The sequence below is a fragment of the Pseudomonas sp. BIGb0558 genome (assembly GCF_024807515.1).
GTDB lineage: Bacteria > Pseudomonadota > Gammaproteobacteria > Pseudomonadales > Pseudomonadaceae > Aquipseudomonas > Aquipseudomonas yamanorum_A.
Genome location: NZ_JANUEW010000001.1, coordinates 148,801 through 167,349 on the forward strand (window position 1 = coordinate 148,801; position 18,549 = coordinate 167,349).

General features: G+C 61.4%; 14 protein-coding genes. 11 read left to right on the top strand and 3 right to left on the bottom strand.

Features of this window, described 5'->3' with window-relative positions:
• Positions 1 to 64 precede the first annotated feature (64 nt).
• From M2400_RS00675 to M2400_RS00685, 3 genes are all read left to right on the top strand, one after another.
• Entirely contained in the window at positions 65 to 541 is a 477-nt protein-coding gene (locus M2400_RS00675) for a thioesterase family protein (protein ID WP_259195618.1), read from the top strand.
• 9 nt (positions 542 to 550) lie between these two features.
• The gene (locus M2400_RS00680; protein WP_259195617.1) at positions 551 to 1,711 is read left to right on the top strand and encodes a gamma-butyrobetaine dioxygenase; all 1,161 of its coding nucleotides are present in this window, start codon (positions 551 to 553) and stop codon (positions 1,709 to 1,711) included.
• A gap of 359 nt (positions 1,712 to 2,070) precedes the next feature.
• Positions 2,071 to 2,334 carry a hypothetical protein gene (locus tag M2400_RS00685; protein WP_003216918.1) on the top strand — a complete coding sequence of 88 codons (264 nt, stop codon included), beginning with the start codon at positions 2,071 to 2,073 and terminating at the stop codon, positions 2,332 to 2,334.
• Positions 2,335 to 2,439: 105 nt separating this feature from the next.
• On the opposite strand, the gene M2400_RS00690 is transcribed toward M2400_RS00685, so the two are convergent.
• Together M2400_RS00690 and M2400_RS00695 are read right to left on the bottom strand one after the other, a co-directional pair.
• Positions 2,440 to 3,543: a GlxA family transcriptional regulator gene (locus M2400_RS00690; protein ID WP_003216915.1), complete on the bottom strand. Its 1,104-nt coding sequence runs from the start codon at positions 3,541 to 3,543 to the stop codon at positions 2,440 to 2,442.
• Between the two features lie 555 nt (positions 3,544 to 4,098).
• Entirely contained in the window at positions 4,099 to 5,475 is a 1,377-nt protein-coding gene (locus M2400_RS00695; protein ID WP_177043171.1) for an L-serine ammonia-lyase, read from the bottom strand.
• A gap of 414 nt (positions 5,476 to 5,889) precedes the next feature.
• On the opposite strand from M2400_RS00695, the gene M2400_RS00700 reads away from it, so the two are divergent.
• The 3 genes from M2400_RS00700 to choV all read left to right on the top strand — a co-directional run bounded on the left by M2400_RS00700 (position 5,890) and on the right by choV (position 8,925).
• The gene (locus tag M2400_RS00700; protein ID WP_017476446.1) at positions 5,890 to 6,837 is read left to right on the top strand and encodes a choline ABC transporter substrate-binding protein; all 948 of its coding nucleotides are present in this window, start codon (positions 5,890 to 5,892) and stop codon (positions 6,835 to 6,837) included.
• A gap of 67 nt (positions 6,838 to 6,904) precedes the next feature.
• Positions 6,905 to 7,750, top strand: coding sequence for a choline ABC transporter permease subunit (gene choW, locus M2400_RS00705; RefSeq protein ID WP_003216909.1), 846 nt, complete (start codon positions 6,905 to 6,907; stop codon positions 7,748 to 7,750).
• Positions 7,747 to 8,925 (top strand): choline ABC transporter ATP-binding protein, encoded by a 1,179-nt coding sequence (gene choV, locus M2400_RS00710; protein ID WP_177043170.1) that lies wholly within the window; start codon positions 7,747 to 7,749, stop codon positions 8,923 to 8,925. The genes choW and choV overlap by 4 nt, the downstream gene beginning before the upstream one ends.
• 156 nt (positions 8,926 to 9,081) lie before the next feature.
• On the opposite strand, the gene M2400_RS00715 is transcribed toward choV, so the two are convergent.
• Positions 9,082 to 11,016 (bottom strand): BCCT family transporter, encoded by a 1,935-nt coding sequence (locus M2400_RS00715; protein WP_259195640.1) that lies wholly within the window; start codon positions 11,014 to 11,016, stop codon positions 9,082 to 9,084.
• A gap of 376 nt (positions 11,017 to 11,392) precedes the next feature.
• Here M2400_RS00715 and betI point away from each other — a divergent pair, with 376 nt between their 5' ends.
• From betI to M2400_RS00740, 5 genes are all read left to right on the top strand, one after another.
• Positions 11,393 to 11,986, top strand: a complete 594-nt coding sequence (betI, locus tag M2400_RS00720) for a transcriptional regulator BetI (RefSeq protein ID WP_177043168.1) — start codon at positions 11,393 to 11,395, stop codon at positions 11,984 to 11,986.
• A gap of 61 nt (positions 11,987 to 12,047) precedes the next feature.
• Positions 12,048 to 13,520, top strand: a complete 1,473-nt coding sequence (betB, locus tag M2400_RS00725; protein ID WP_177043167.1) for a betaine-aldehyde dehydrogenase — start codon at positions 12,048 to 12,050, stop codon at positions 13,518 to 13,520.
• A gap of 196 nt (positions 13,521 to 13,716) precedes the next feature.
• Positions 13,717 to 15,420, top strand: a complete 1,704-nt coding sequence (gene betA / locus M2400_RS00730) for a choline dehydrogenase (RefSeq protein WP_177043166.1) — start codon at positions 13,717 to 13,719, stop codon at positions 15,418 to 15,420.
• Positions 15,421 to 15,631: 211 nt separating this feature from the next.
• Positions 15,632 to 17,074, top strand: a complete 1,443-nt coding sequence (locus M2400_RS00735; RefSeq protein WP_259195615.1) for a TldD/PmbA family protein — start codon at positions 15,632 to 15,634, stop codon at positions 17,072 to 17,074.
• Positions 17,074 to 18,390, top strand: coding sequence for a TldD/PmbA family protein (locus tag M2400_RS00740; RefSeq protein ID WP_259195614.1), 1,317 nt, complete (start codon positions 17,074 to 17,076; stop codon positions 18,388 to 18,390). The genes M2400_RS00735 and M2400_RS00740 overlap by 1 nt, the downstream gene beginning before the upstream one ends.
• The last annotated feature ends 159 nt before the right edge of the window (positions 18,391 to 18,549 follow it).

Below are 18,549 nucleotides of genomic sequence, written 5' to 3' on the forward strand. Positions count from 1 at the left end.
ACTGCCGCCATCGCAGGCAAGCCAGCTCTTACATTTTGACCGAGTACCTACCGGGAACCGAACCATGGCCGCATTGACCACCTACACCACCAAAATCCTCCCCGAGTGGGTCGACTACAACGGCCACCTGCGTGATGCGTTCTACCTGCTGATCTTCAGCTACGCCACCGATGCCCTGATGGACACCCTCGGCCTGGACAGCGAAAACCGCGAAGCCAGCGGCCACTCGCTGTTCACCCTGGAACTGCACCTCAACTACCTGCACGAAGTGAAGCAGGGCGCCGACGTCGAGGTGCACACCCAACTGATCGCCCACGACCGCAAGCGCCTGCACCTCTATCACAGCCTGCATCGGGTGGGCGACGAAAAGGAGCTGGCCGGCAACGAGCAAATGCTGCTCCACGTCGACCTCGCCGGCCCGCATTCCGCGCCGTTCAGCGAGGCGGTGCTGGGCAAGCTCGCCAGCATCAGCGCCGAACAGATCGACCTGCCCAGGCCCCCCCTGCTCGGCCGCGTGATTGGACTGCCACCCCAAAAATAAGGAATCGCCATGCAAACCGCCGCCGCTGTTGCCGACTTCCGTACTTACCCGCTGATCAGCAACCTGGCCGCTGTGCAGGTGCACAGTGATCACCTCAGCGTGGAATGGGCCGATGGGCGGGTCAGCCCGTTCCATCACCAGTGGCTGCGGGACAACTGCCCTTGCCCCCTCTGCGTCTACAGCGTGACCCGTGAACAGGTGCTGGAAATCGTCGACGTGGACGAAAACCTCACGGCGCTCGGTGCGCGAATCGAGCAGGGTCTGCTGACGGTGGAATGGAGCGGCGGGCATCGCAGCCAATACGATCCCGGGTGGCTGCGGGCGCATGCCTATGACGATGAATCCCGCGCTGAACGCCGGGCTGCCAAGCCGAAATCCCGGCTCTGGGACCGTACGTTTGAGCTGCCCGTATTCGACTACGCGGCGCTGATGGAAGGCCCGAAAGCCCTGCTGCAATGGCTGCTGGCCCTGCGTGACAGCGGCCTTACGCAAGTACGCGGCGTGCCCACCGAACCCGGCTCGCTGGCGCTGATTGCCAAGCGCATTTCATTTATCCGCGAGAGCAACTTCGGCGTGTTGTTCAACGTGCAATCCAAGGCCGATGCCGACAGCAACGCCTACACCGCTTTCAACCTGCCGCTGCACAGTGATTTGCCAACGCGCGAGCTGCAACCGGGGCTGCAATTCCTGCATTGCCTGGTGAACGACGCCGACGGTGGCGAGAGTATTTTTGTCGATGGTTTTGCGATTGTCCGGGCGCTGCGGGATGAAGACCCGGAGGCCTTTCGTGCGCTGTGCGAGATACCCGTGGAGTTTCGCAACAAGGACCGCCACAGCGACTATCGTCGGCTGGCGCCGATCATTGCGCTGGATGCGTTGGGTGAGGTCGCCGAGATTCGCATGGCCAACTTTTTGCGCGGGCCGTTTGAGGCGCCAGTCGCGCAGATGCCGTTGTTGTATCGCGCGTATCGCCGGTTTATTGCGATGACTCGGGAGGAGCGTTTTCGGTTGGTCAAACGCCTGAATCCGGGCGAGCTGTGGTGCTTCGATAATCGCCGCACGCTGCATGCGCGCAATGCGTTTGATCCGGCGTCCGGGGCGCGGCATTTCCAGGGCTGCTATATCGACCGGGATGAGTTGTTGTCCCGGATATTGGTGTTGCAAAGATAGACCGCCATCGCAGGCAAGCCAGCTCCCACATTTGAAGGTGTTCACAAATCAAACTGTAGGAGCTGGCTTGCCTGCGATGAGGCCAGTTGCAACCCCACAAATCCCAGCCAAAAAAAGCCCCGATCAAGCCGTGACTGGATCGGGGCAGAGTGCTTTGTGTGAGCTGCGCATCCCGAGGGTGACCAAACCTTCAAGCTGCTTGCTGGGTTCCAGTGTGCACACTCCCTTCCCCTTCGAGTTAGCCGAAAACGACCTGTTCATAGGTGTGCCGGACATTCGCGCATTCAGGCCTTGCCGACTCGGTGGCGGCCTACCAGAATCGACCTCAGTCTCCCGCTCCCCTAACAAGGATAAACGTCATGATGCACGCGGATTTGATTGACCAGGATGACCTGCTGGGCCAGCTGCGGTCGTTGGGTTTCGAGGTGTCCAGCGGCGCGACCGCCGAGCAGGCTTGTGAATGTGCGGTGCGCGGCTTGAGCGCGGCCCGGGCCAAGGCGCTCAAGGGTATGGTTGAGCAGATGTACACCGGCAGTGCGACGATTTTGCCGGCGGTGAGGCAGGCGATCGACAAGCAGTTGTTGCCGGCCTTGGTGCAGTTCAGGCAGAACTCTGGCGCCTGACAGATCGCTATCGCGGGCAAGCCCGGCTCCCACATTGATCGGTGTTTTAAGCAACAACTCGGTCAAATGTGGGAGCTGGCTTGCCTGCGATGCAGGCGCCTCGGTCTAGAGCCTTACGCTCGCGAAAGTCGACTCATTGCGCGCCTGACTCAACGCCGACAACGGCCCGGACAACGGTGACAACACCAGCGCCTGGGGAATCGGCATCATCGCAACCTGCTGCGTGGTATTGGAACCCACGCGCTCATCCCGTGGCGGAATGCCGAAGTATTCGCGGTAGCACTTGGAGAAGTGCGGCGTGGAGACAAACCCGCACACCGACGCCACTTCGATGATCGACATCGGCGTTTGCTTGAGCAGCTGCCGTGCACGGATCAGGCGCAGCTTCAGGTAGTAGCGCGACGGCGAACAGTGCAGGTATTTCTGGAACAGCCGCTCCAGCTGACGCCGGGAAACCGCGACGTACACCGCCAGTTCATCGAGGTCGATCGGCTCTTCCAGGTTGGCCTCCATCAGCGCGACGATTTCCTGCAGTTTCGGCTGGTTGGTGCCAAGCATGTGCTTGAGCGGCACACGCTGGTGATCCTGTTCGTTGCGGATGCGCTCGTACACAAACATCTCGGAGATCGCCGCCGACAATTCACGGCCGTGGTCGCGGCTGATCAGGTGCAGCATCATGTCCAGCGGCGCGGTGCCGCCCGAACTGGTGAAGCGGTTGCGGTCGAGGGTGAACAGGCGTGTGCTCATCGCCACCCGCGGGAAGGCTTCCTGCATCGACGCCAGGCATTCCCAGTGCACGCTGCAATCAAAACCGTCCAGCAAGCCGGCGCAGGCCAGGGCCCAGCTGCCGGTGCACACCGCGCCGAGGCGACGGGACTGGCGCGCCTGGCTTTGCAGCCACGACACATGTTCACGGGTCACAGTGCGCTGGATACCCACGCCGCCGCAGACAATCACAGTGTCCAGGGCCGGGGCTTTGTGCATGGAAGCATCGGGGGTGATTTGCAGACCGTCGCTGGCCCACACCTGGTTTCCGTCCACACTCAACGTCGTCCAGCGATACAGCTCGCGGCCGGAGAGTTGGTTGGCCATGCGCAGGGGTTCGACTGCGGAGGCCAGGGAAATCAGCGTGAAATTGTCCAGCAGCAAAAAGCCGATGGATTGAGGCGCACGGTTCTGGGGTTGAGCCCCGGAGTTGAACGACGTCATCGCGGTATCTCCTCACACAAAGCGGGTGATGGCCTCAGGCGAGGCTCTTGTTATTGCGCTCATCCCGGTCAGGAGAGAGGCTTTGGAATTGATAGAGCAAATGCCATGCCTAAAGTTGAATGCACATTCAATAACTCCTGAAAACGACCTCATGACGTGTCTATATAAGCCCGCGCATGGAGTGGGGGATATGACCCGAAAAAGGCAGGAGAGAACGCAGGCTCAAGGTGTGTGAGCAGTTCGGTATCACTTGTGGGAAGGGAGAGAAACGACGTAGGAAAAGTCTGTCACCACACGCACGGGTGACAGGTGGTCATGAGGGGAAATCGTTCGGGAGCTACTTATCTAATTGCGACGCGCTAAAAGGTGGCGCTTTTGGTTCGGGTGTTCACTTTATGCGCAGCGTCGTTCTTCTGTGGCGAGGGAGCTTGCTGTGGCGAGGGAGCTTGCTCCCGCTGGAGTGCGAAGCGCTCCCAAGATTTTGGGGCTGCTACGCAGCCCAGCGGGAGCAAGCTCCCTCGCCACAGCAAGCTCCCTCGCCACATAAAAGCGGGATCAACACTCGACAGCACTCACCGCCAACCCACCCCGCGATGTCTCCTTGTACTTGTCATGCATATCCGCCCCGGTATCGCGCATGGTGCGGATCACTCGGTCCAGGGAGATAAAGTGCTGGCCATCACCCCGCAGCGCCATCTGCGCCGCATTGATCGCCTTCACCGCGGCAATCGCATTGCGCTCGATGCACGGTACCTGCACCAGCCCGCCCACCGGGTCGCAGGTCAGGCCGAGGTTGTGTTCCAGGCCGATCTCCGCCGCGTTGCACAACTGCTCCGGCGTAGCCCCAAGGATCTCCGCCAGCCCCGCCGCCGCCATGGCGCACGCCGAGCCGACTTCGCCTTGGCAACCGACTTCGGCACCCGAGATCGACGCGTTCTTTTTACACAGGATGCCCACCGCCGCCGCGCCCAGGAAATAGTCGACGACGTTGGCCTCGGTCACCTCTTCGCTGAACTTCATGAAGTAATGCAGCACCGCCGGGATGATCCCCGCCGCGCCATTGGTCGGCGCCGTGACCATGCGCCCGCCGGCGGCGTTTTCTTCATTCACCGCCAGGGCGAACAGGTTGACCCATTCCATCGCGCTCAAGGTCGAGCCGATCACGTTCGGCTTGCCCAGCTCCTGCAAGCTGCGGTGCAACTTGGCGGCACGGCGCCGCACATTGAGGCCGCCAGGCAGGATGCCTTCGTGCTTGAGGCCCTGCTCTACGCAATCCTGCATGGCGCGCCACAGCTTCATCAGGCCGCTGCGGATCTCTTCTTCCGAGCGCCAGGTTTTTTCATTCGCCAACATCAGTTCAGCGACCCGCAGGTTGTGGGTCTTGCACAGCTGGAGCAATTCCACCGCACTGGAAAAATCATAGGGCAGCTCGGTGCGGTCCATGTCTGCCACTCCGCTGGCGGCCTGGGCTTCATCCACTACAAATCCACCGCCCACCGAGTAGTAGGTGTCGCGGTGCAGCTCACCGTTGTCACCGAACACCACCAGGGTCATGGCATTGGGATGGAACGGCAGGTTTTCATCGATCAGGCGCATGTCCCGCGCCCAGATGAATGGCACCGGCAAACGTGCGTCCAGCAGCAGTGTGTTGGTCTCGCGCAGGGTCTCGATGCGGATGCCGATCTGCGACGGATCGATCGCGTCCGGCCACTCGCCCATCAGGCCCATGATCACGGCGTTGTCGCTGCCGTGACCGATGCCGGTGGCCGACAATGAGCCGTACAGCTGAACTTCAACGCGCGTTACTTGTTCCAACACATCACGTTCACGCAGTCCTTGAACGAACAACGCCGCGGCGCGCATGGGGCCGACGGTGTGAGAACTCGAAGGCCCAATGCCGATCTTGAACAGGTCGAAAACGCTGATAGCCATTGCCGTGAAACTCCGCAGGTGAACGGGCCGGGCTTGAATGAGCTGCTACGCTCAGATCGCCCAGATGGCGGCATCATCAAGCTTTTACTCGCCGTCACGGCGTCTCACACCGACGTACCCATGCTCATCAGCGCCGCTGTTGTGGAAGGCGACGTTTTGGCCGTTTTTTGCGGTGCAGATCGGTAAAAAGTGCAGTTTTGTCGTGGAAAAAATCTGTAAGCGACGTCACCGACACTGGATACGACCATCCCTGTACTGGATACGACGCCCCCTGTAGGCGTCAGATTTTCACTGGTACATGATCAGTCTCGACTCGTTTGCACAGTTGCGTGGCAGAGCTGTGCCGCACGCCCAACCGCAACACCTATAAGCGCGGTGTTATTGCCGCCAGAAAAACACCAGGAGTCCACCCCCATGAAAGGTTCCCCGTCGTTGTTGTTGGCCGCCATGCTGAGTCTGCCAGTCCTGGCTCACGCTGCAGAACCGGCGCAATGCCAGACCGTCAACTTCTCCGATGTCGGCTGGACCGACATCACCGTCACCACGGCCACCACCAGCGAAGTCCTCAAGGGCCTCGGCTACAAACCCCGCACCACGATGATTTCCGTCCCGGTGACCTACAAGTCCCTGGCCGACGGCAAGAACATGGACATCTTCCTCGGCAACTGGATGCCGACCATGGAAAACGACATCAAGCAGTACCGTGATGCCGGCACTGTGGAAACCGTGCGCGCCAACCTGGAAAACGCCAAATACACCCTGGCCGTGCCGGAAGCGCTGTACAACAAGGGCCTGAAAGACTTCGCCGACATCGTCAAATTCAAGGACGAACTGGGCGGCAAGATCTACGGGATCGAGCCGGGCAACGACGGTAACCGCACCATCCAGACCCTCATCGACAAAGACGCTTTCGGCCTGAAAACCGCAGGCTTCAAAGTGGTCGAGTCCAGCGAAGCCGGGATGCTCTCGCAGGTGGAACGCGCCACCAAACGCGACCAGGCCATCGTGTTCCTCGGCTGGGAACCGCACCCGATGAACACCCGCTTCAAGATGAAGTACCTGACCGGGGGTGATGATTCATTCGGCCCCAACTACGGCCAGGCCACCATCTACACCAACGTTCGCAAGGGCTACACCCAGGAATGCAGCAACGTGGGCCAGCTGCTGAAAAACCTGTCGTTCACCCTGAACATGGAAAGCACCCTGATGGGTAACGTCCTGGACGACAAAATGAAGCCTGACGCAGCCGCCAAGGCGTGGCTGAAGAAGAACCCGCAAGTGCTCGACACCTGGCTGGCCGGTGTGACCACTGTCGATGGCAAACCAGGACTGGAGGCCGTCAAAGCTTACCTCGCCAAGTAACCGCTGACCCCGGGCCGGTACGCTGGCCCGGGATGTTTTTCCTCTTCGCATGTGGACATTCACTACCATGCTGACTGAACATAAAATCCCGCTAGGCCAGTACATCGCTGCCTTCGTTGAATGGTTGACCCAACACGGGGCCGCCTACTTCGACGCAATCGCATCGACCCTGGAAACGATGATCCACGGCGTGACGTTCGCGCTGACCTGGTTCAATCCGCTGGCATTGATCGGTCTGATTGCGCTGCTCGCTCATTTCATTCAACGCAAATGGGGCCTGACCGTTTTTGTCATCGCCTCCTTCCTGCTGATCCTGAACCTGGGGTACTGGCAGGAAACCATGGAGACCCTGGCGCAGGTGCTGTTCGCCACCCTGGTCTGCGTGGTGATCGGCGTGCCGCTGGGCATTGTTGCCGCGCACAAACCGATGTTCTACACCCTGATGCGGCCGGTGCTCGATCTGATGCAGACCGTACCGACCTTCGTCTACCTCATCCCTACCCTGACCCTCTTCGGGCTGGGTGTGGTGCCCGGGCTGATTTCCACGGTGGTGTTTGCGATTGCCGCGCCTATCCGTCTGACTTACCTGGGTATCCGTGATGTGCCGCAAGAGTTGATGGACGCCGGCAAGGCCTTTGGCTGCTCGCGCCGTCAGTTGCTCTCGCGGATCGAACTGCCCCACGCCATGCCGAGCATCGCCGCCGGCATTACCCAATGCATCATGCTGTCGTTGTCGATGGTGGTGATCGCGGCCCTGGTGGGCGCCGACGGCCTCGGCAAACCGGTGGTCAACGCGCTGAACACCGCTGATATCGCCCTGGGCTTTGAAGCAGGCCTGGCGATCGTATTGCTGGCCATCATGCTCGACCGCATCTGCAAACAACCCGACGCCAAAGTAGGGGGTGATGCATGAGCATTATCCGATTCGAAAATGTCGACGTGATCTTTTCCAAAGACCCGCGTGAGGCGCTCAAGCTGCTGGACCAGGGCATGACGCGCAACGAGATCCTGAAAAAGACCGGGCAGATTGTCGGCGTTGAAAACGCCAGCCTGGATGTGGAGAAAGGCGAAATCTGCGTGCTGATGGGGCTCTCCGGTTCGGGCAAGTCGAGCCTGCTGCGCTGCATCAACGGCTTGAACACGGTCAGCCGCGGCAAGCTGTTTGTGGAGCATGAAGGTCGGCAGATCGACATCGCTTCCTGCACCCCCGCCGAGCTGAAAATGATGCGCACCCAGCGCATCGCCATGGTGTTCCAGAAGTTCGCCCTGATGCCCTGGCTGACGGTGCGCGAAAACATCAGCTTCGGCCTGGAGATGCAGGGCCGGCCCGAGAAAGAACGGCGCAAGCTGGTGGACGACAAGCTGGAACTGGTGGGCCTGTCGCAGTGGCGCAACAAGAAGCCCGACGAGCTTTCCGGCGGCATGCAGCAGCGCGTCGGCCTGGCCCGCGCCCTGGCGATGGACGCCGATATCCTGCTGATGGACGAACCCTTCTCCGCACTCGACCCGCTGATCCGCCAGGGCTTGCAGGACGAGCTGCTGGAGCTGCAACGCAAGCTGAGCAAGACCATCGTATTTGTGAGCCACGACCTGGATGAGGCGCTGAAACTCGGCAGCCGCATTGCGATCATGAAAGACGGCCGGATCATCCAGTACAGCGTGCCGGAAGAGATCGTGCTGAACCCGGCGGACGACTATGTGCGCACCTTTGTGGCCCACACCAACCCGCTGAATGTGCTGTGTGGCCGCAGCCTGATGCGCACGGTGGACAACTGCACCCGCGTCAACGGCTCCATCAGCCTGGACCCGGGCGGCGACTCGTGGCTGGACCTGGCCGAAGGCAACGTGATCAAGGGCGCACGGCAGAACGGTACACCGTTGAACCTGCAGAACTGGGTACCGGGGCAATCGGTGGAAGGTTTGGGGCGGATGCCGACGTTGGTGGATTCCAATATCGGGATGCGTGAGGCGTTGCAGATTCGCTATCAGACCGGCAACAAGCTGGTGCTGCAGGACAACGACAAGGTGGTGGGGATTTTGGGTGACAGTGAGCTCTACCATGCCCTCCTGGGCAAGAACCTGGGGTAAATCCTCCTGAAGGAACGGGGTCAATGTGGGAGCTGGCTTGCCTGCGATAGCTGCAGTGAATTCACCACTGCAATCGCAGGCAAGCCAGCTCCCACATTTGACCCCATTCCGACCTTGGAACAGCGGCGCCAGTGAAGGCGCCGCTCGGCTCAACCATCAGCTATAGACACGGCCAAGGAGCTGCCGATGGCTTTCAAACTGATCGAGCACGTCCCGGGTGATCTGTTCCTGGGCAAAGCCCATCAGGTCGTATTCCTGAGGCCCGTTGTGCAGGTAAACCTCGGCGCGGTAGTAGCGCGTGCGCTCTTCCTCGGGCAAATCGTTCGGTGCCGACGAATAAGCATCCAGGCTCACCTCGTAGACAAACGGATTACCCTCTTCCATCTCGATGCGCACACCAATGCAGCGCTTGGATTTGCCCAGCAGGGTTTGCACTTCCAGGCCCTGATCACGCAACGCAGTCGCCGCTTCTTCCAGCGCCGGCGTGACATGTTTGTCCATAAAGCGCTGCACGGTACCCTGGCTCGGTTGCAGGTCCAGGGCGGTCAGGCGCTCGCTGAAACCACGACGGCCACGCTCGGCCAGTTGCGCCTGCTCAAGCTCAATCGCCACGTCCTGGCGCATCGCCTTGTGCAGACCGAACATGAAGAAAACCAGCACCACCGAGAACGGCAAACCTGCCAGCACCACCATGGTTTGCATGGCTTCGAAGTTACCGGCGAACAACAGCCCGATGGTCACCAGGGTGATCACCGCCGACCAGAAAATCCGCAGCCAGTGCGGCGCATCTTCGTCAACGTTGCCGCCCTTGCAGGAAAGGTTCGCCATCATCACCGCGCCGGAATCCGCCGGGGTCAGGAACAGTACGAAGCCCACAAAGATCGACACACCGATCACGATCTTCGACGCCGGGTAATGCTCAAGCAGTTGGTAGATCGCCATGGACGGCTGTTCCAGCGCTGTCTTGCCCAACTCCACCGCACCATGGTTCAACACCAGGTCCAGGGCCGAGTTGCCGAAGATCGACAGCCACGCCAGGGTGAAGCCCAGCGGGATCAGCAGCACGCCGGCCACCAGTTCACGCACCGTGCGACCACGGGAAATACGCGCGATGAACATGCCCACGAATGGCGCCCAGGAAATCCACCAGGCCCAGTAGAACAGGGTCCACAGGCCCATCCAGCGCTCGGTCTTGTCGGCGTCGCCTTCGTACACATAGAGGTCGAAGGTTTTCAGCACGATGCCGTTCAGGTAGTCGCCAGTGTTTTGCACCAGGCCATTAAGCAAGTGCAGGGTCGGGCCAAACAGCAGCACGAAAATCAGCAGGCCGCTGAACAGCACGATGTTCAGGTTGGACAGGCGGCGAATGCCGTTCTCCACACCCGACACGGCAGCGATGGTCGCCACGGTGCTCATCACGATGATCACGATCAGCAGGTTGGTGTTGCTGTGCTGCATGCCGAACAGGTTTTCCAACCCGGACGACACCTGCATCGAACCAATCCCCAGGTTCGTCACCAGGCCCAGCAGGGTCACGAACATGCCGAAGCCGTCCACTGCGTGACCGGCCGCGCCCTTCACCCAGCGCTCGCCCACCAGCGGGTACAACGCCGAGCGCAGGGCCAGCGGCTGGTTATGACGGTAGGCAAAGTACGCCACGGCCAGGCCGACCAGTGCGTAGATCGCCCAGCCGTGCAGGCCCCAGTGCAGGAACGTCAGCTGCAACGCCTGGCGTGCGGCTTCGCCGGTGGCCGACGCGCCTTCAGGCGGGTTGAAGTAGTGGTCCAGCGGCTCGGAAGCGCCGAAGTACAGCAGCGAGATGCCGATGCCCGACGAGAAGAGCATGCCGGCCCAGGCGCCGTAGCTGAAGTCCGGGGTGTCGTCCTTGCTGCCCAGTTTCAATTTACCGTAGGACGAAAACGCCAGGCCCACCACAAACACCAGGTAGGCGGCGATCACGACCATGTAGTACCAGCCAAAGCTTTTCGACAACCAGGCTTGGGCCACACCGAGCATCCTGCCGGCTTCCTGCGGGGCGATGATCAGAATCGCGGTCAACAACAGAATCAGCGCGGTGGAGGTGTAGAACACCCAACCGTTGACCCGCACCTTTTCTGGCGGGGTCTTTATAAGAGAGGCAGAACTCATGGCACAGATGCTCCGGGCAGTGCAGAGAAACACAAGGCAACGCATGACCCGAGCCATCGATTTTTCGGCAGTCGACGGACGGGTGTATAAAGACACCCCGAAAAACCATGAACCCACGGCGAACCGCTGTGCCGGGCTGTTTCATGGGTTTTCCCGATGTCAGGTGGCGCCACATACACGTAGGAAATACCTGTAGGCAGCGACCATTTGTCGCAGATCTTATTCTTTGTTGATTGAACGTTCAATCAAAACAAAATAGACTGGCCCACAAGCCGACGGACGTTTATCGCCCGTTGGCAGGCCTAAGGAGAGGTGCACGATGCCCAAGGTCGGTATGCAACCCATACGCCGCCAGCAGTTGATCGAAGCCACATTGACTGCGGTCGATCAGGTTGGAATGGGGGATGCCAGCATTGCGCTGATCGCCCGTCTGGCCGGTGTCTCGAATGGCATCATCAGTCACTATTTTCAGGACAAGAATGGCCTGATCGCCGCCACGATGCGGTACCTGATGAACGTCCTGATCGAGAACGTCACCGAGCGCCGGTTGGCGCTGAAAGATGACAGCCCGCGGGCGCATCTTCAGGTGATCATCGAAGGCAACTTCGACGCCAGCCAGGTCAACGGCCCGGCGATGAAAACCTGGCTGGCCTTCTGGGCCACCAGCATGCACCACCCGTCATTGCACAGGTTGCAGCGGATCAACGATCACCGCCTGTATTCCAACCTGTGCTGCCAGTTCCGCCGCGCGCTGCCGCTGTCCGATGCACGCAGCGCAGCCCGAGGCCTGGCGGCCCTGATCGACGGTTTGTGGTTGCGCGGCGCCCTGTCGGGAGACGCTTTCGACACGGAGCAGGCGCAACGGATCGCTTACGAATACATGGATTTCCAATTGGCCAAGCAGGTGAGTTAGAGCACACATAGACGCTCAACTCCCGAACCGCGCCAACCACTTATGCACTTGCGAGGACTTTATGGCCCGTTTCGAACTGCAAAAACTCTACATTGACGGCGGCTACTCCGACGCTGGCAGCGATGCCACTTTCGAAGCCATCAACCCGGCTAACGGTGAAGTTCTCGCCAACGTGCAACGCGCCACTAAAGAAGACGTCGAGCGCGCTGTGGTCAGCGCCGAAAAGGGCCAGAAAATCTGGGCCGCCATGACCGCCATGGAGCGTTCGCGCATCCTGCGTCGCGCCGTCGATATCCTGCGTGAGCGCAACGACGAACTGGCCGCCCTGGAAACCCTGGACACCGGCAAGCCGTACTCCGAAACCCAATACGTCGACATCGTCACCGGCGCCGACGTGCTGGAATACTACGCAGGCCTGGTGCCCGCCATTGAAGGCGAGCAGATCCCGCTGCGTGACACGTCGTTCGTCTACACCCGTCGCGAGCCACTGGGCGTGGTGGCCGGTATCGGCGCGTGGAACTACCCGATCCAGATCGCCCTGTGGAAATCCGCCCCGGCCCTGGCCGCCGGTAACGCGATGATCTTCAAGCCAAGCGAAGTCACCTCGCTGACCACCCTGAAACTGGCCGAAATCTACACCGCCGCCGGCGTTCCGGATGGCGTGTTCAACGTGCTGACCGGCAGCGGCCGTGAAGTCGGCACCTGGCTGACCGAGCACCCGCGCATCGAGAAAGTCTCCTTCACCGGCGGCACCGACACCGGCAAGAAAGTCATGGCCAGCGCCTCGAGCTCGTCGCTCAAGGAAGTCACCATGGAACTGGGCGGCAAGTCCCCGCTGATCATTTTCGACGACGCCGACCTCGACCGCGCCGCCGACATCGCGATGATGGCCAACTTCTACAGCTCGGGCCAGGTCTGCACCAACGGCACTCGCGTGTTCGTTCCGACCGCCCTCAAAGGCGCGTTCGAAGCCAAGATCGCCGAGCGTGTCGCGCGCATCCGCATCGGCAACCCGGAAGATGCCAACACCAACTTCGGCCCGCTGGTCAGCTTTGCCCACATGGAAAGCGTGCTGGGCTACATCGCCAAAGGTAAAGAAGAAGGCGCACGCGTCCTGTGCGGCGGCGACCGCCTGACCGACGGCGAATACGCCAAGGGTGCCTACGTTGCACCGACCGTGTTCACCGACTGCACCGACGACATGACCATCGTCCGTGAAGAAATCTTCGGCCCGGTGATGAGCATCCTCACCTACGACACCGAAGAAGAAGTGATCCGCCGCGCCAACGACACCGACTTCGGCCTGGCCGCTGGTTTGGTGACCCGCGACCTGAACCGCGCTCACCGCGTGATTCATCAGCTGGAAGCCGGTATCTGCTGGATCAACGCCTGGGGCGAGTCCGACGCGAAGATGCCGGTGGGTGGCTACAAGCAGTCGGGTGTTGGCCGTGAAAACGGGATCAGCTCGCTGAACAACTTCACCCGCATCAAATCGGTACAGGTTGAGCTGGGCGACTACGCCTCGGTGTTCTAAAACCTGATTGAGCCTGGCATGGCCCATGTGGCGAGGGAGCTTGCTCCCGTCGGGCTGCGAAGCAGCCCCATGCCAGGTACCGCAGTTCTTTCAGACAGAACTCGAGCGCTGACTTTGCGACTGCTGCGCAGTCGAACGGGAGCAAGCTCCCTCGCCACAAAAGCAGCCTGAACCAACTTTCACGAGGGTGCATTCAATGTCCCAAGAATACGACTACATCATTGTGGGTGCCGGCTCCGCCGGTAACACCCTGGCGACCCGTCTGACCGAAGACGAAGGCGTCACCGTCCTGCTGCTGGAAGCCGGCGGCCCGGACTACCGTCTGGATTTCCGTACCCAGATGCCCGCCGCCCTGGCGTTCCCGCTGCAAGGCCGTCGCTACAACTGGGCCTACGAAACCGATCCAGAGCCACACATGGACGGCCGCCGGATGGAATGCGGTCGCGGCAAGGGCCTCGGCGGCTCTTCACTGATCAACGGCATGTGCTACATCCGCGGCAACGCGATGGACTACGACAACTGGTCGAAACTCCCGGGTCTGGAAAACTGGACCTACCTCGACTGCCTGCCGTATTTCCGTAAAGCCGAAACCCGCGACATCGGCCCGAACGACTACCACGGTGGCGAAGGCCCGGTCAGCGTGACCACGCCAAAAGCGGGCAACAACCCGCTGTTCCACGCGATGGTTGAAGCAGGCGTACAGGCCGGCTACCCGCGTACCGAAGACTTGAACGGCTACCAGCAGGAAGGCTTCGGCCCGATGGACCGTACCGTGACGCCGAACGGCCGTCGCGCCAGCACCGCTCGCGGTTACCTGGACACGGCCAAGAAGCGCTCGACGCTGACCATCGTCACCCACGCACTGACCGACAAGGTGCTGTTCGAAGGCAAGCGCGCCGTTGGCGTGCGCTACCTGATCGGCGCCGCCGAAGAGCGCGTTGAAGCCCGCGCCCGCAAGGAAGTCCTGGTGTGCAGCGGCGCAATCGCTTCGCCGCAACTGCTGCAACGCTCCGGCGTTGGCCCGGCGAAACTGCTGGAAAGCCTCGACATCCCGGTGGTCCACGACCTGCCTGGCGTCGGCGAAAACCTGCAGGATCACCTCGAGCTGTACCTGCAATACGCCTGCACCCAACCGGTCTCGCTGTACCCGTCGCTGCTCTGGTACAACCAGCCGGCCATTGGTGCCGAGTGGCTGTTCAACGGCACCGGCATCGGCGCCAGCAACCAGTTCGAAGCCGGCGGTTTCATCCGTACCCGTGAAGAATTCGATTGGCCGAACATCCAGTACCACTTCCTGCCGGTAGCGATTAACTACAACGGCAGCAACGGTGTGAAAGAGCACGGTTTCCAGGCGCACATGGGCTCCATGCGTTCGCCGAGCCGTGGCCGCGTGCAGCTGAAGTCGAAGAACCCGCGGGAATACCCGAGCATCCTCTTCAACTACATGGCCACCGAGCAGGACTGGCAGGAATTCCGCGACGGCATCCGCCTGACCCGTGAAATCATGCAACAGCCGGCACTCGACCAATACCGTGGCCGCGAAATCAGCCCGGGCATCGACGTGCAGACCGACGAGCAACTGGATAAATTTATCCGCGAGCACGCCGAGACCGCGTTCCACCCGTCCTGCTCGTGCAAGATGGGCACCGACGAGATGGCCGTGGTTGACGCTGAAGGCCGTGTGCATGGCATGCAGGGTTTGCGCGTGGTTGATGCCTCGATCATGCCGATCATCACCACCGGTAACCTGAACGCGCCGACGATCATGATCGCCGAGAAAATCGCCGACAAGATCCGTGGCCGCAAGCCGCTGCCGCGCAGCACGGCGGACTACTACGTAGCGGGCGACGCGCCGGTGCGTGGCAAGCCGATGCGTGAAGTGGGTCCTACCGCGCAGTAACCGATACACCGAGGTGCCTGCATCGCAGGCAAGCCAGCTCCCACATTTGACTGTATTCACAAACCAAAAATGTGGGAGCGGGCTTGCCCGCGATGAGGCCCTGTCTGACACCGCAAGACCTCCCGCCTGCCTACACTTTCCTTGATCCGCTCCCCGCCCCAGGCCTACTCTGTTTGCCTGCCCGCGCCGAGCCGCCCACAAGGAAGGCCCCATGTTCGACCACCACGCCACACTCAAAAAGCAGTTCAGTGCCCTGCGCACCACCGCCGAATTTTTTTCCCTGCGCTATGTCCGCGAGTCCGGCCAGTACCTGTCGGTACGCAAGAACGTCGCCGAGCCGCCCAGCCTGAGCCAGGACGAAGGCGCGATGCTCACCGTACGCCTCAACGGCGTCGAAGCCTACGCCGCGACCCACGACATTTCCCTGCCCGGCCTGCAAGCCGCCCTTGAGCGCGCCGAACAGCAAGCTCGGCGAATCTTGCCCCACGCCCTGCTCGACCTGCGCGACCAACCGGTGTCCAGCGATGTCGCCGACTACCTGTCGCCGAACCTCGACCAACCCTTCCCGTCCCTGAGCGATTGCTACCAACTGCTGGGCGCCGAATCCGCCGCCGTGCCCAAGGACGAGCGCCTGGTGAACTGGGAAGTCAGCCTGGGCATCACCCACGTCGAACAGATCTACCTCAACAGCGCCGGCGCCGAACTGCGCCAGGCCCAGCGTTTTGTATTCCCCGGCGTCAACGTCACCGCCTACGACGGCAACGACAGCCAGACCCGCACCTTGGGCGGCACCAACTTCGGCCAGCAAGGCGGCTTTGACGTGATCAGCCGCTTCGGCCTGGTGGGCGCGGCCCCGAAAGTCGCCGACAGCGCGCTGCAATTGCTGTTGGCACCCAACACGCCCAACGGCCAGCGCGACCTGCTGCTGCTGCCCGACCAGATGATCCTGCAGATCCACGAATCCATCGGCCACCCGCTGGAGCTGGACCGCATCCTGGGCGATGAGCGCAATTACGCCGGCACCAGCTTCGTCAAGGCCAGCGACTTCGGCCACCTGCAATACGGCTCCAGCCTGCTCAACGTGACCTTCGACCCGGACATTCCCGAGCAGCTTGCCAGCTACGGCCATGACGACGACGGCACCAAGGCCACCAAGCAGTTCCTGATTCGCGAAGGCCTGTTGCTCAAACCGTTGGGCGGAGCACTGTCGCAATATCGCTCCGGTATGCAAGGCGTGGCCAACAGCCGCGCCTGCAGCTGGAACCGCGCGCCGATCGACCGCATGGCCAACCTCAACATCGAGCCCGGCGACCAGAGCATGGCGCAGCTGATTGGCGGTATCGAGAACGGCATCCTGATGTCCACCAACCGTTCCTGGTCGATTGACGATGCGCGCAACAAATTCCAGTTCGGCTGCGAGTGGGGCCAGTTGATTGAAAACGGCGAGCTCAAAGGCGTGGTGAAAAACCCCAACTACCGCGCCATTTCTGCGCAGTTCTGGCGCAACCTCAGCGCCGTGGGCGATGCCGGTACCTCGCGGGTCCTGGGCACGCCAAACTGCGGCAAGGGCGAACCCAACCAGGTGATCCGCGTCGGCCATGCATCGCCGGCCTGCGTATTCAGCAACATTGATGTATTTGGAGGAGACGCCTGATGCACACATTCAAGGCGCTGGTGGATTGGCTCAAGCAGGCCATCACCGAGACAGAACAATTCCACCTCGGTTACGCGGCAGAGTCGTCCGAGTTCGTGCGTTTCAATCACGGCAAAGTACGCCAGGCCGGCCAGGTGCAGCAGGCCAGCGTGAACCTCAAGCTGATTGACGGCGGGCGCCATGCCGACCTCGGCATCACCCTGGCGGGCGAGCCGGAGCTGGACCGCCAGCGCCTGGCCGCCGGCCTGCAACAACTGCGCGAGACCTTGCCGTTGCTGCCCCAGGATCCGTACCTGCTGCTCAATCACAACGCCTGGCAAAACAAGGACCAGCAGGACCGACCGCTGCCGGACCTGGCCCAGGTGCTGGAAGCAATCAGCCAGGCCGCCGAAGGTGTGGACATGGTCGGCTTCTACGCTGCCGGCCCTATCAGCCGTGGCTTTGCCAGTTCGTCAGGCGCCTTCGGTTGGCACCAGGCCAACAGCTTCAATTTCGACTTCAGCCTGTTCCACGCCAACGGCGAAGCGGTAAAAGCCAGCTACGCCGGTAACGAGTGGGACAGCGCGGCCTTCGCCCAGCGTTTCCAGCAGGCCCGCGAGCAACTGGAATTCCTCGGCCGCCCGCTGCACCCGCTGGCACCCGGGCAATACCGCGCCTACCTGGCGCCGGCGGCCATGGAAGAGATCATCAGCATGCTCACCTGGGGCGGGTTTTCCGCACAGGCCATCGCCAGCAAGGGCAGCCCGCTGCAGCGCCTGTATGCCGGCGATCAAGCGTTGAGCCCGCTGGTGACGGTGGACGAACAGGTCAGTGGCTCTTTGAGTTCGGCATTTTCCCGTGACGGTTATCCGCGCAGTGACGTGAAGCTGATCAGCGGCGGCAGGGCCGAAGGCCAACTGGTGAATTCCCGCAGCGCCGCCGAATACGGGTTAAGCACCAACGGCGCCAGCAGCGATGAATCCCCAAGCGCGTTGCAGATGGCGGCCGGCAACCTGGCCCAGGCCGATATCCTCAAGCAGTTGGGCACTGGCCTGTACATCAGCAACCTGTGGTACCTGAACTACTCCGACCAGCCCGCCGCGCGCCTGACGGGCATGACCCGCTTCGCCACGTTCTGGGTCGAAGACGGCGAGATCAAGGCGCCGGTCAGCACCATGCGTTTTGATGACAGCGTGTACAGCCTGCTGGGTTCGCAGTTGGAGGCATTGACCGCTGATCGGGAATTGCTGTTGTCGGCGAGTACGTATAGCCAGCGCAATACCTCGTCCAACCTATTACCGGGCGCCTTGGTAAAACGGCTGACCCTGACCCTTTAACTCATACGTAGCAGCTGTCGAGCGCAAGCGAGGCTGCGTCAGCGGTGTATCAGACACACCGCGGACGCAGCCTCGCTTGCGCTCGACAGCTGCTACGCACGACGCCTCCTACAGCTGAATCCATTCTCCACCTGCGATCCCTCTCTTCCTGCGCCACCC

Coding starts and splice junctions, on each gene's coding strand:
- M2400_RS00675 (WP_259195618.1), top strand. CDS start 65: ATGGCCGCATTGACCACCTACACCACCAAAATCCTCCCCGAGTGGGTC.
- M2400_RS00680 (WP_259195617.1), top strand. CDS start 551: ATGCAAACCGCCGCCGCTGTTGCCGACTTCCGTACTTACCCGCTGATC.
- M2400_RS00685 (WP_003216918.1), top strand. CDS start 2,071: ATGATGCACGCGGATTTGATTGACCAGGATGACCTGCTGGGCCAGCTG.
- M2400_RS00690 (WP_003216915.1), bottom strand. CDS start 3,543: ATGACGTCGTTCAACTCCGGGGCTCAACCCCAGAACCGTGCGCCTCAA.
- M2400_RS00695 (WP_177043171.1), bottom strand. CDS start 5,475: ATGGCTATCAGCGTTTTCGACCTGTTCAAGATCGGCATTGGGCCTTCG.
- M2400_RS00700 (WP_017476446.1), top strand. CDS start 5,890: ATGAAAGGTTCCCCGTCGTTGTTGTTGGCCGCCATGCTGAGTCTGCCA.
- choW (WP_003216909.1), top strand. CDS start 6,905: ATGCTGACTGAACATAAAATCCCGCTAGGCCAGTACATCGCTGCCTTC.
- choV (WP_177043170.1), top strand. CDS start 7,747: ATGAGCATTATCCGATTCGAAAATGTCGACGTGATCTTTTCCAAAGAC.
- betI (WP_177043168.1), top strand. CDS start 11,393: ATGCCCAAGGTCGGTATGCAACCCATACGCCGCCAGCAGTTGATCGAA.
- betB (WP_177043167.1), top strand. CDS start 12,048: ATGGCCCGTTTCGAACTGCAAAAACTCTACATTGACGGCGGCTACTCC.
- betA (WP_177043166.1), top strand. CDS start 13,717: ATGTCCCAAGAATACGACTACATCATTGTGGGTGCCGGCTCCGCCGGT.
- M2400_RS00735 (WP_259195615.1), top strand. CDS start 15,632: ATGTTCGACCACCACGCCACACTCAAAAAGCAGTTCAGTGCCCTGCGC.
- M2400_RS00740 (WP_259195614.1), top strand. CDS start 17,074: ATGCACACATTCAAGGCGCTGGTGGATTGGCTCAAGCAGGCCATCACC.